The sequence below is a fragment of the Thauera aminoaromatica S2 genome (assembly GCF_000310185.1).
GTDB classification, from domain to species: Bacteria; Pseudomonadota; Gammaproteobacteria; order Burkholderiales; family Rhodocyclaceae; genus Thauera; species Thauera aminoaromatica.
The window spans coordinates 1-12,893 of record NZ_AMXD01000110.1 but is presented as its reverse complement, the minus strand read 5'-3'; the positions used below and the strand labels follow the sequence as shown (position 1 = coordinate 12,893).

Annotated in this window: 9 protein-coding genes and 1 pseudogene; all 10 read right to left on the bottom strand. The window is 70.0% G+C overall.

Features of this window, described 5'->3' with window-relative positions; genetic code table 11:
- A partial coding sequence (locus tag C665_RS14740; protein ID WP_004318247.1) for a septum site-determining protein MinC occupies window positions 1-363 on the bottom strand: 363 nt, incomplete at its 3' end.
- Between the two features lie 96 nt (window positions 364-459).
- A complete protein-coding gene (hslO, locus tag C665_RS14735) occupies window positions 460-1,323 on the bottom strand; it encodes an Hsp33 family molecular chaperone HslO (protein WP_004318246.1) in 864 nt (287 codons plus the stop codon).
- Window positions 1,320-1,712 carry an arsenate reductase gene (locus C665_RS14730; protein WP_004318245.1) on the bottom strand — a complete coding sequence of 131 codons (393 nt, stop codon included), beginning with the start codon at window positions 1,710-1,712 and terminating at the stop codon, window positions 1,320-1,322. The genes hslO and C665_RS14730 overlap by 4 nt, the downstream gene beginning before the upstream one ends.
- A 10-nt stretch (window positions 1,713-1,722) precedes the next feature.
- Window positions 1,723-4,110, bottom strand: a complete 2,388-nt coding sequence (locus C665_RS14725) for a Tex family protein (RefSeq protein ID WP_004318243.1) — start codon at window positions 4,108-4,110, stop codon at window positions 1,723-1,725.
- Between the two features lie 223 nt (window positions 4,111-4,333).
- Window positions 4,334-5,182: a D-hexose-6-phosphate mutarotase gene (locus tag C665_RS14720; RefSeq protein ID WP_004318241.1), complete on the bottom strand. Its 849-nt coding sequence runs from the start codon at window positions 5,180-5,182 to the stop codon at window positions 4,334-4,336.
- 3 nt (window positions 5,183-5,185) lie between these two features.
- Window positions 5,186-7,873 carry a bifunctional acetate--CoA ligase family protein/GNAT family N-acetyltransferase gene (locus C665_RS14715; RefSeq protein WP_004318240.1) on the bottom strand — a complete coding sequence of 896 codons (2,688 nt, stop codon included), beginning with the start codon at window positions 7,871-7,873 and terminating at the stop codon, window positions 5,186-5,188.
- A gap of 198 nt (window positions 7,874-8,071) precedes the next feature.
- Window positions 8,072-9,532 carry a sensor histidine kinase gene (locus C665_RS14710; protein ID WP_245537179.1) on the bottom strand — a complete coding sequence of 487 codons (1,461 nt, stop codon included), beginning with the start codon at window positions 9,530-9,532 and terminating at the stop codon, window positions 8,072-8,074.
- Window positions 9,533-9,717: 185 nt separating this feature from the next.
- Window positions 9,718-11,178, bottom strand: coding sequence for a glycogen synthase GlgA (glgA, locus tag C665_RS14705; protein ID WP_004318236.1), 1,461 nt, complete (start codon window positions 11,176-11,178; stop codon window positions 9,718-9,720).
- Window positions 11,179-11,194: 16 nt separating this feature from the next.
- A complete protein-coding gene (gene glgC, locus C665_RS14700) occupies window positions 11,195-12,463 on the bottom strand; it encodes a glucose-1-phosphate adenylyltransferase (RefSeq protein WP_004318234.1) in 1,269 nt (422 codons plus the stop codon).
- A 2-nt stretch (window positions 12,464-12,465) separates the two neighbouring features.
- Window positions 12,466-12,893 (bottom strand): annotated as a pseudogene (locus tag C665_RS14695) (glycogen debranching protein GlgX); the annotation flags it as partial.

Sequence of the window (12,893 nt, the reverse complement as noted above, 5' to 3'; positions counted from 1 at the left end):
GTGGCGCGCGGGCGCCTCGGCGGGCGGGCGGGCGGCGAGCTGCGCCGGATCGACCAGTGCGAGCCCGGCGCGCCGGGCGCCCTCATGGTGTTCCGCCGCCAGGCGCATCACACCGATCGGCTGCAGGCGGTAGCGCCGCAGCAGCGACTGCAGGCCCGACCAATCGATACGCTCGGGCAGTTGCGCCACCCCGCCGAAATCGAGGATGAGCAGTTCGCCGCTGAAGAAGTCGGGCATGCCGCCGAGCATCTTGTGCAGCGAATCGGCAAGCGTGCTCGGTTCCGCCGCCTGCAGGACGGCGATGGTGGCGCCCAGGGTCGTGTTGTGGAACTCGATCGATCTTGCGGGCGCGCTGGCGGACATGTGCTGAACGGTCTTCAAAATCGAGCGAGTGTACTTAGGCGAACACGTTCGGGCAAGGCCGGCGGCGCAAGCCGGCCGGCATTGCCGGCTTCCGGCTCAATGCAGGGTGGGCGGGCGGAAGAGCGCGTCCACGTCGCTGCGATCGAAACGGTAGGTGTGGTTGGACAGATCGTCATGCACCACCACCTCGCCATGCTGGTCCAGGACCGTGCGTACTTCGTCCTCGCCGAGTGCGCGCAACATCTCGGCGATCTTGTCCGGATCGGCCGGCCATTCGTGGGTGACCGGACGCGCGTCGAAGAGGCGGATGTCCTCCTCGGCGAACAGGCGGCGCAGGATCTGCTCGGCGTCGAGGCCGAGCAGCTCGTCCTCGCGCACGGTGTGGGCCAGCTGCTGGACGCGCGACCAACCGTCGATGTCCTTGAGGTCGGCACCGGGGAGCTTCTGCACGAACAGGGCCACCGCCGCCTGCGCGCTGCACGCCAGCCACAGCCTGGCGGGCTGCTGCTCGGACTGGACGAGATAGTGCTCGAAGACCTCGGCGATGCTGTCGCCTTCCAGCGGCACCAGGCTCTGGTAGGGCTGATCGAGGCCTTCGATGTCGAGGGAGAGTTGCAGGCGCCCGTCGCCGACGAGCTCGACCAGCGTGCCCGCGGCGGGCGTGCCCTCGGCCTTGGCGTAACCGCGCAGGTTCAGGGTCTCGGCGCAGTCGATCACCAGCAGGCTGACGGGGCCGTGGCCGGTGATCTGGAAGGTCAGCCGGCCGGGCTGCTTGAGGTTGCCGGCGATCACGGTGGAGACTGCGCTCATCTCGCCGAGCAGTCGCGCCACCGCGGGCGCATAGCCGCGCCCGTCCTGCATGGCTTCCCAGACGTCGGTGAGGCGCACGACCGCGCCGCGGATGTCGAGGTCCTCGAGCAGGAAACGTTGCACATAGCTGGTGGGGAGGGGCGTCTTCATCTTGGAGTGTCCGGTGTTCCTGCTGGCGGTTGGGCTCGGCCCCGGCTGTGGCGCTCGAAGGCCTCGGTATCCAGGCCGACGACGAGTCCGCCGTCGGCGAACTCGACCACCGGGCGACGGATCAGGCTGGGCTGGGCCTGCATCAGCGCGATCGCGGCGGCCGTGTCGGCGATCGCCTGCTGCTCGGGCGGGAGCCTGCGCCAGGTGGTGCCGCGCTTGTTGACGAGCGCTTCCCACCCGAGCTTCTCGCACCAGCGCGCGAGTGTGGCGGCGTCGACGCCGGCCTTCTTGTAATCGTGGAGTTGGTAGGCGACACCCGCGCCGTCGAACCAGGCGAAGGTCTTCTTCATGGTGTCGCAGTTCCTGATGCCGTGGATCGTCGTCGGCATGACGGCCTCCTCAGCGATTGCCGCGGGCGCGGGCGAATGCTTCGGCGAGTGCGTTGGCAGCGGCGGGGCGGGAAGCCTCCTGGCGCGCGCCACCCTTGCCCTGCGCGGGCGGGCGCCGGTTGTCACCGCCGCGCGGGCGCTGCTCGCTACGCGGGGCCTGACCGCCTTCCCCGCGCCGCGGCGCACCCTCGTCGCGCCGGGCGCCGGACTCGCCGCGCTTCGCAGTCACCTCGTCGCCCAGGCGCATGGTGAGCGCGATGCGGTGGCGCGGGATGTCCACCTCCAGCACCTTCACCTTCACCACCTGACCCGCCTTGACCACGCTGTGCGGGTCCTTGACGAAGGTGTTGGACAGCGCGGAGATATGCACCAGGCCGTCCTGATGCACGCCGATGTCGACGAAGGCGCCGAAGTTGGTGACGTTGGTGACCACCCCTTCGAGCAGCATGCCGGGCTCGAGGTCCTTCAAGGTCTCCACGCCCTCGCGGAAGGTCGCGGTGCGGAACTCGGGGCGCGGGTCGCGGCCGGGCTTTTCCAGTTCGGCGAGGATGTCCTGCACGGTGGGCAGCCCGAAGCGCTCGTCGGTGAACTCCTCCGGTTTCAGGCTCTTGAGGAAGCCGCCGTTGCCCATCAGTTCGCGCACGCTCTTCCGCACGCGCGCGAGGATGCGCTCGACCACCGGGTAGGCCTCGGGGTGCACCGAGGAGGCGTCGAGCGGGTTGTCGCCGCTGGGGATGCGCAGGAAGCCCGCGGCCTGCTCGAAGGTCTTGGGGCCGAGGCGGGGCACGTCCTTCAATGCGCTGCGGCTGCGGAAGGGGCCCCGGGTATTGCGATACTCGACGATGTTGCCGGCGAGCGTGGCGTTCAGACCCGAGATGCGTGCGAGCAGCGGTGCAGACGCGGTGTTCACATCCACGCCGACCGCGTTCACGCAGTCTTCCACCACGGCGTCCAGGCTCTTCGCCAGGCGGCCCTGGTTGACGTCGTGCTGGTACTGGCCGACGCCGATCGACTTGGGATCGATCTTGACCAGCTCGGCGAGCGGATCCTGCAGGCGGCGGGCGATCGAAACCGCGCCGCGCAGGCTGACGTCGAGCTCGGGGAACTCGCGTGCGGCGAGTTCGGACGCGGAATACACCGAGGCGCCGGCCTCCGAGACGACGATCTTGGTCAGCTGCAGCTCCGGGTAGCGCTTCATCAGCTCGGCCACCAGCGCGTCGGTCTCGCGCGAGGCGGTGCCATTGCCGATGGCGATCAGCTCGACCGCATGCTTCTTCGCCAGCGCGGCGATGGTGGCGATCGACGATTCGCGGTCGCGGCGCGGCTCGAAGGGATACACGGTGGCGGTGTCGACCAGCTTGCCGGTGGCATCCACCACCGCGACCTTCACTCCGGTGCGGATTCCGGGGTCGAGGCCGATGGTGGCGCGCGTGCCGGCGGGGGCGGCGAGCAGCAGGTCGTGGAGGTTGCGCGCGAAGACGCGGATCGCCTCTTCCTCGGCGCGCTCGCGCAGCTCGCTCATCAGCTCGAGTTCGAGGTGGATGGAGATCTTCACGCTCCACGCCCAGCGCGCGGTCTCGGCGAGCCAGCGGTCGCCCGGGCGGCCCTGGCTGCGGATGCCGAAGCGCACGGCGATGCGGCCTTCGCAAGGATGCGGGGCGTCGGGGTCGGGGCGCTCGACGTCGAGTGCCAGGCGCAGCACGCCTTCGTTGCGCCCGCGCAGCAGCGCCAGCGCACGGTGCGAGGGCATGGTGGCGATCGGTTCGGCGAAGTCGAACCAGTCGCGGAACTTGGCGCCTTCGTTCTCCTTGCCCTCGATCACGCTCGAGCGCACCCGGCCATGTTCGTGCAGGTAGCTGCGCAGCTCGCCGAGCAGGGTGGCGTCCTCGGCGAAGTGCTCCATCAGGATCTGGCGCGCGCCGTCGAGCACCGCCTTGGTGTCGGCAAAACCGGCCTCGGCGTTGATGTACTTTTCGGCTTCGACTTCGGGCGTCAGGGTCGGGTCGGCGAGCAATGTCTCGGCCAGCGGGCCGATGCCGGCCTCGCGCGCGATCTGTGCCTTGGTGCGGCGCTTGGGCTTGTAGGGAAGGTAGAGGTCCTCGAGGCGCTGCTTGGTGTCGGCGTCCTCGACCTCGGCACGCAGCTCGGCGGTGAGCTTGCCCTGCTCCTCGATCGAGGCCAGCACGGTGGCGCGGCGGTCTTCGAGCTCGCGCAGGTAGCCCAGGCGTTCCTCCAGCGTGCGCAACTGCGTGTCGTCCAGGCCACCGGTGACTTCCTTGCGGTAGCGGGCGATGAAGGGCACGGTGGCGCCATCGTCGATGAGCTGGACGGCGGCGATGACCTGGCGCGGCGAGACGCCGAGCTCTTCGGCGATGCGGTATTCGATCGGGGGGAGCATGGGGAAGAGGCGGTGAAGCGCAGAAGATAAGGCCCGGATAGTGCAACAGGCGGCGCGGGGAGAGCAACCCGCGGACCGGTGTGGCGGCCGCTGCGGGGCGAAGCGAGTCGTGAGCGGGCGATCCGGCGACGGCGGCGCGGACTCCGGGCGCCGTGAGTGCGACTCGCGTCGCTCCGGCAGAAGGCAGCGAGGCTGCGGCGGCTCGTGCGTGCGCGACGCAGGCTCAGAGGGCGACCAGGGTCTGCCGCCCCCACCACGATTCGCCGGGCTGCACGCGTACCGGCTGGCGGGCGGCGGCGGCCTCGATGCAGAGCATGCGGCGGAAGCCGTCGTCCGGCAGGTCCGCGATCGCGGCGCTGCGCTCGATCCAGGGGTTCCACACCACCACGTCGGGGAAACCGTCGGCATTGACGCCCAGGCTGCGGTGGTATTCGCGCAGCAGCAGCGGGCGGTTTACCTCGTGATAGACGCGGTCGGTCTCGGACTCGATCACCAGGGCGTCCCCGCTATCGCGCTGGATGCGGTCGGCGTCGGTCTTGTCGCGATAGGAGAAGCCGTGCAGGCCTTCGATGCGCGATTCCTCGACCTCGCGTACCGCGAGGTAGGTGTGCAGCGCGGCGGTGAACTCGAAGGCCTCGTCGCCGGTGTTGGTGATCTCGAGTTCGAGGTCGAGCCGGCTGTCCTCGATCAGGATCGACAGTTCGGCCGAAAACGCGTACGGCCACAGCGCGCGGGTGGCTTCGTCGTCGGCGAGCGTCAGCCCCGCGAGGGCGAAGTCCTTGCCGCTGCGCTCGGTCGTGAGCGACCACCGCCGGTTGCGCGCGAAGCCGTGCGCGGGCAGGGGGCCCAGGTCGGCGAACTGCGGGAAGCACACCGGGATGCCGCCACGGACCGCGCTGTGCCCGTCGAACACTGCCTTCGGGCTCAGGTACAGGCGCTCCTCGCCACCCGGCGGCGCCCACGACAGCACCTGCGCGCCGTGCAGCGCCACCACCGCGCGTGCACCCGAAGCGGTGGCCAGGCGCAGCGCTGGCTGGCCGTGGAACTCGATGGGCTCGATCGTCGCGGGCATCGCTCAGTCCTGCAGCGCCAGAATGCCCAGCTTGACCGAGCTGTCTTCCGGGTCGTTGCTGAGCACGAAGCCGAGCTTCTGCACGAACTTGAGCATGCGCTCGTTGTTGGCGAGGAAGACGCCGTTCATGTACTGGATGCCACGGCTGCGCGCGGTCTCGATCAGTACGCCCATGAGCTTGCGGGCGAGGCCGCGGTGCTGCCAGTCGTCGGCCACCACGACCGCGAACTCGCAGGACTCGCCGTCGGGGTTCACCGCGTAGCGGCACACACCGATCTCGTTCTCTACGCCGTCGGCCTCGAGGGTGGCGACGAAGGCCATCTCGCGGTCGTAGTCGATCTGGGTGAGGCGGGCGACCATCGCGGGCGGCAGCTCGCGCATGGTGTTCATGAAGCGGTAGTACTTGGTCTCGGCCGACAGGCGGCGCACGAAGTCGACCTCGAGCTCGGCGTCCTCCGGCTTGATCGGACGGATCGTCACCGTGGTGCCGTCGGGCACGGTCCAGGTGCTGATCAGGTGCGACGGATACGGGTGGATCGCGACGTGGTCGTAGCGGTCCGCCGTCGGAGACACGTTTTCCACACTGATGTTCGCGTCGACCGCGACCACGCCGTTCTCGTCCACGATCAGCGGGTTGATCTCCATCGCGGTGATCCACGGCAGCTCGCAGACCATCTCGGAGATGCGCAACAGCACCAGCTCGAGCGCGTTCATGTCCACCGCCGGCATGTTGCGGAACTCGCCGAGGCGGGTGGAGATGCGGGTCGAGCGGATCATGTCCTTGACGAGGAAGCTGTTGAGCGGCGGCAGGGCCACCGCGACGTCGCGGTTCTCCTCGACCAGGTTGCCGCCCTCGCCGAAGGTGATCGCGGGGCCGAACACCGGGTCGCGGCGCACGCTCACCACCAGCTCGCGGCCGTTGCGCTTCTGGATCATCGGCTCGATCGCGATGCCGTTGATCACCGCCTCGGGCTGCACGCGCTTGACCTCGTCGAGGATCTCCTGATAGGTCGAGCGCACCGCGGCGAGGCTGCGGATGTTCAGGCGCACGCCGCCCACCTCGGACTTGTGCACGATGTTCGGCGAGTCGATCTTCATCACCACCGGCAGGCCGATCTCGGCCGAGAGCACCATCGCCTCGGCGGCACTGCGCGCGACCACGGTCTGCGCGATCGGAATGCGGAAGGCCGCGAGCAGCGCCTTCGACTCCATCTCGTTGAGCTTCTTGCGGCGCTCGGACAGGGCCATCTCGATCACCAGGCGCGCGCTCTCGATCGAGGGCGGCGGCAGGTGCGACAGCGAGGACGGCGTCTGCATCAGCAGCTTCTGGTTCTGGTAGTAGGCCGAGATGTGGCTGAAGAGCTCGACCGCCGGCTCCGGCGTGCGGAAGTGCGGGATGCCCGCGGCGCTGAACTTGGCGCGCGCCTCGGCGACGAGCTCCTCGCCCATCCAGCACACCAGCACCGGCTTGTCGGCGGTCTTCTCGAGCTCGATCACGACGTCGGCGACGCCGCTCGGGTCGGTCACCGCCTGCGGGGTCAGCATCACCAGCACGCCGTCGACGTTGGGGCCTTCGAGCACCGCCTTGAGCGCCGCGCGATAACGTTCCGGGCCGGCGTCGCCGAGGATGTCCACCGGGTTGCCGTGCGACCAGCCGCTGGGCAGGCAGGCGTTGAGCTTCTCGACCGTGCTCTCGGCGAACTCCGCGAGCGGGATGCCGATGTCGGCCGCGCGGTCGGCCGCCATGACTCCCGGGCCGCCGCCGTTGGTGATGATCGCGAGGCGGTTGCCGCGCGGGCGGAAGTGCGAGAACAGCGCGTTGGCCGCGGCGAAGAGCTGGCCCATGTTGTACAGGCGGATCACGCCGGCGCGACGCAGCGCGGCGTCGAACACCGCGTCCTCGCCCATCGGCGCGCCGCTGTGCGACAGGATCGCGCGCGAGGCGCCGGGGTGGCGGCCGGCCTTGACCAGCAGCACCGGCTTGACGCGCGCGGCGCCGCGCAGCGCGCTCATGAAGCGGCGGGCGTCGCGGATGCCTTCGACGTAGAGGAAGATGCTCTCGGTGCGCGGGTCCGAGATCATGTATTCGAGCACCTCGCCGAAGTCGATGTCGGACGAGGAGCCCAGGGACACCACGGTCGAGAAGCCGACGTTGTTCGGTTTGGCCCAGTCGAGGATGGCCGCGCACAGCGCGCCCGACTGCGAGATCAGGCCGATGCTGCCCTTGAGTGCGCTGGCGTGCGCGAAGGTGGCGTTGACGCCGAGCTGCGGCCGCATGACGCCCAGACAATTGGGGCCGAGCAGGCGGATGCGGTGGCGGTGCGCGGCTTCGACCACCTGGCGCTCGAGCAGCGCGCCGCGCGCGCCCGATTCGGAGAAGCCGCCCGACAGCAGGATCACCGCCTTCACCCCGGCGCGGCCGCAGGCCTCCATCAGCGCCGGGGTCTTCTCGGCGCGGATTGCCATCACCACCAGGTCCAGGCGCTGCGGCACGTCTTCCACCGACTTGTAGCAGGCGACCCCGTGCACCTTCTCGTGCTTCGGGTTGATCGCGAACAGCTTGCCCTTGTAGCCGGCCTCGAGCATGTTGCGCATGAGCACGCTGCCGAGGGAGGCCTCGCGTTCGCTGGCGCCGATGATGCCGACGGAGCGCGGCTCGAGGAGCGGGGTCAGATAGTGCTTTTCTTTCATGGTGGCCACCTGAGGTCCGAGTGGTGTGCTGCAATGGTTTGGCGGGCGCAGGGCGCGCGCGGAATGGAATTCATTGTACTGCAGTGCACAACGGGCAGTTGAGACCTTTGTCTCTGCCGCCTGCGATTCGTGCCGCGGCCGACCGACCGCCGCTGTCCGGAGTGGGCGTTCCCGTTTCGGAGCGCGGCGTCGTCACCCTCAATGCCCCAGCATGAAGCAGAAGCGCGCGCCCTTGCCCGGTTCCGCGCTGGCCCACACCCGGCCCTCATGGCGGGCGACGATGCGTTGTACGGTGGCGAGCCCGATCCCGGTGCCGGGGAACTCGTGCTGCGCGTGCAGGCGCTGGAAGGGCTGGAAGAGCTTGCCCGCGTAGTTCATCTCGAATCCGGCGCCGTTGTCCTCGACGTGGAACACCGTGCGCTCGCCGTCGCGTTCCGCGCCGAAGACGATACGCGGATGTTCGCACTGGCTTGTGAACTTCCATGCATTGCGCAGCAGGTTGTCGAGCAGCACGTGCATCAGCACCGGGTCGGCGACCACCGTCATGTCGCTGGTGATCTCGACCGCGACCACGCGCCCGGGCGACTCCGCCTGCAGGTCGCGGATCACCGCTTCGGCAATGCGCGACAGGTCGACCGGCCTCCTGCGCAACGGTTGCCGGGAGACGCTGGCGAGGTCGATCAGCGCATCGATCAGGATCGCCATGCGCTCGGCGCCGGCGCGGATGCGCACGAGCTGCTCGCGTTGGCGTTCGTCGAGCCGCGGCCCGGCCTCCTCGACGAGGATGCGCGCGAAGCCGTCGATGGCGCGCAGCGGCGCACGCAGGTCGTGCGAGACCGAATATGAGAAGGCCTCGAGCTCGCGCACCGCGGTCTCGAGTTCGGCGGTGCGCGAGCGCACCCGCGACTCGAGCTCCTGATTCAGGTTGCGCAGGCTGAACTCGGCGATCTTGCGCGCCGAGATGTCGTCGATGGTGCCGGCGATCCCGCTTTCCTGCCCGCTGCCGTCGCGCAAGGCACGGCAGTCGATCGCCACCCAGCGGATCTCGCCGGAGAGCGTGCGCAGCCGCAACTCGTCGGTCCATTCCTGGCCGTCTCCGCACAGCAGGGCGCGGATTGCGTCGCGTGCGCGCAAGCGGTCGTCTGGATGGAGGAAATCGGTCAGCGCATGCTGGCGCGTGGCGTCCAGATCGAAACCGGAGAGATCCTTCCAGGCGTCGTTGAGAAAAACCAGGCGGCCAAGCTCGTCGGTGCGGAAGAGCACCTCGCTGAGCGAATCGACCACCTCGCGATAGGATTCGGTCGCGACCACCCCGATCGCCGCGCCTGCGCCCGCGGGCGCGGACGGAGCGGCGTGCGCGGCGGGGAGGAGGGCGTGGGGGAGCGCGCTCGCCGGCGCGCAATCGTCGGCGTCTGCAGGCGTGCCTGCCCACTCCCGCCTCGAAGCCGCGCCGCCGCTCGCCGGGGCGTCGTCGTGAAGCGGGCCGTCCGCAGCGCAGCCCTCTTCCGCACCGGCGAGGGTGCGTCGGCGCAGGCTGCGGCGGCCGAGCAGATAACCCAGCCCGCCGCCGAGCAGAACCAGACCGCCATTCCAGGCCAGCCCGCCGGCATCGATCCCCGCGGCCTGCGCCGAGCCCGCGCCGAGGGCGAGCGCCGCCACGAGCACATGCCCGGCACGAGGCGGTGGGTGCGGTCTGGACGCGTCGATGGGGCTCACCTGGTCAGTGGCGGCGGTCCCGCATGCCGCATGGTTTCCGTGGCGGTCGGACTCGTCCTGTATAGCACAGAAGCTGCCCGCGGCGGGCCGTGTGCAAAGCGGGTGCGGCGACGGGCGCCGGCGCGGCCTCATGCAGGCGTGAGACCACGATAAAGGGCGAGATATTCCCGCGCGGCACGCGCCCAGCCGAAGTCCTTCGCCATGCCGCGGGCGCGCACGCGTCTCCATTCGGTGGGACGGCGGTGGACGGCATTCACCCGCAGCAGCGTGCGTTCGAGCGCAGCGGCGGAGAACTCCTCGAAGACGAAGCCGGTGGCGTCGGTGTCGAGCGTCTCCAGGCGGGTGTCGGCTACCGTGTCGGCGAGGCCGCCGACGCGCCGCACCAGAGGCAGGGTGCCGTACTTGAGGCCGTAGAGCTGGGTCAGGCCGCAGGGTTCGTAGTGCGAGGGCACCAGGATCACGTCGCTGCCGGCGATCAGGCGGTGGGCGAAGGCTTCGTCGTAGCCGATGCGCACCGCCACCGATTCAGGCGCGGCTGCCGCCGCGTCACGGAAGGCGGCCTCCAGCCCGGCGTCGCCGCTGCCGAGCAGGGCGAGCTGGCCGCCGCCCGCCAGCAGCGCGTGCAGGGCCTGCAGCACCAGGTGCAGGCCCTTCTGCTCGGTGAGCCGGCTCACCACGCAGTACAACGGGCCCTCGGCCTTGCCCGCCAGCCCGAGTTCGCGGCGCAGCGCGCTGCGGCAGCGCGCCTTGCCGGCCATGTAGTCCGCGGTGTAGCGCGCGGGCAGCAGGGTATCCGTGGCCGGATCCCACACCGCCGCATCGACCCCGTTGAGGATGCCCGAGAGCTCGTGCGCGCGGGCGCGCAGGAGGCCGTCCAGCCCGCAGCCCTGTTCCGGCCCCTGGATCTCGCGCGCATAGCTCGGGCTCACCGTGGTGACGCGCCCGGCGTAGTACAGCCCGGCCTTCATGAAGTTGAGGTGCCCGTGGAACTCCACGCCGTGGATCGAGAAGAAATGCGCGGGCAGCCCGAGCGCGTCGAAGCAGGCGCGCGGGAACATGCCCTGATAGGCGAGGTTATGTACCGTGAACACGCAGCCCGGCACGCTCCGCCCGCGCGCTGCCGCGACCTGCAACCATGCCGGCACGAGGCCGGCGTGCCAGTCGTGCGCGTGCACCACGCCGGGTTGCCAGGACGTGTCGAGCCCTTGGGCGAGCTCGGCTGCGGTCCACCCGAGCAGGGCGAAGCGCAGGTGGTTGTCGGCGTAGGGCTGCTGTGCGGCGTCGGCGTAGGGACCACCCGTGCGCAAGTACCAGCCCGGGGCGTCGATCACGTAGGCCTCCCCGCCGATCGCGGGCAGGTGTCCGCGCAGGAGCCGCGCCGGGTTGTTCCCCATCCCGCCCGGCGCTTGCAGGCGGGCGATCTCGACCGGCGACTCCAGCCCGGCGAGGATGGCGTCGAAGCCGGGCAGCAGCACCCGGACGTCCGCGCCGAGCGCGCCCAGGGCGGGCGGCAGCGCCCCGGCGACGTCGGCCAGCCCGCCGGTTTTCAGCAGTGGGAAGATCTCGGCACACACCTGAAGGATCCGCATCGTCTGGTCTCCGCGCTCACAGTCGGTCGAGCATTTCGCGCGTCACCAGCACCACGCCGCCCTCGGTGCGGTGGAAGCGGCGCGCATCCGCCTCGGCGTCCTCGCCGATCACCGTGCGCTCGGGGATCACGCAGTGGCGATCGATGACGACCTTCTTCAGGCGGCAGTGGCGGTTGATCTGCACGTCGGGCAGCACCACCGCCTGCTCGATCGTGCTGTAGGAGCGCACCAGCACGTTGGAGAACAGCACCGACTCGCGCACGACCGATCCGGAGACGATGCAGCCGCCCGAGACCAGCGCGTTGAGCGCCTCGCCGCGGCGACCGTCGAGATCGTGCACGAACTTGGCCGGCGGTAGTTGCTCCTGGTAGGTCCAGATCGGCCAGTCCTTGTCGTACATGTTGAGCGCCGGCGTGGTCGAGGCGAGGTCGAGGTTGGCCGCCCAGTAGGCGTCCACCGTGCCGACGTCGCGCCAGTAGGGGCCGGAGAAGGGCGGGGTGGCGATCGCCGACAGCGTGAAGGGGTGGGCGAGCGCCTGGTTTTCCGCCACCGCGCGCGGAATCAGGTCCTTGCCGAAGTCGTGGCTGGAGTCCGGATTCTTCGCGTCGTCCTCGAGCAGGCGGTAGAGGTAGTTGGCCGAGAATATGTAGATGCCCATGCTGGCGAGCGACAGCCCGGGATTGCCCGGCAGCGCTGGCGGGTCGGCGGGCTTCTCGACGAAGGCGGTGATGTGGCGCCGTGCATCGATCGCCATCACGCCGAAGGCCTTGGCCTCCTCGCGCGGCACCTCGATGCAGCCCACGGTGACACCGCGCCCGCTCGCGGCGTGGTCCTCGAGCATGATCGAGTAGTCCATCTTGTACACATGGTCGCCGGCGAGCACGACGATGTAGTCGGGCGGCGTGGAGTTGCGGATGATGTCGAGGTTCTGGAATACCGCGTCGGCGGTGCCCTGGTACCACTGCTCCTCGTCGATGCGCTGCTGCGCCGGCAGCAGGTCGACGAATTCGCCCATCTCGTTGCGCAGGAAGCTCCAGCCGCGCTGCAGGTGGCGCAGCAGCGAGTGCGACTTGTATTGCGTGATCACGCCGATGCGGCGCAGGCCCGAGTTCATGCAATTCGACAGCGCGAAGTCGATGATGCGGAACTTGCCGCCGAAGTGCACCGCCGGCTTGGCGCGCACGTTGGTGAGATCGCGCAGGCGCGAGCCGCGCCCGCCGGCGAGCACGAGGGCGAGGGTGCGGCGCGTGAGGATCCGTCGTCGGTTGGCGGCTTCGGCAGGCATGATCAGGACTCCTGGTGGTGTTGTGCGGATTCTAGGAGGACGAGCACGGTGCGCGCGGACAGCACCGGCTCGACAGGATGGCTTTCGTGGCCGGGGGCGGGCGGCGCCGGGCCGCCGTCGGCCCGGGCACTGTCGAAGACCGGCGACCATCCGCCCGCGGGCAGGCGGAAGCGGCACGCGGCCGCGGCGGGATTGACGAGCAGCAGCACGCTGCGCGCGGGTGCGGCGGCCGCGGGTTTGGCGATGTGCTCGACCGTGTGCGGCCGCAGGCCGGGCGGATGCAGCAGGATCGCCAGTGCGCGCTCGCGGGGATCGTTCCAGTCGGCGGCCTGCAGCTCGGCGCCATCGGGGCGCAGCCAGCGCACGCTCGCCGCCTCGCCGTGCTCCGGGCCGCGCAGCCAGGCGGCCTGGCGCAGCGCGGGGTGGGCTG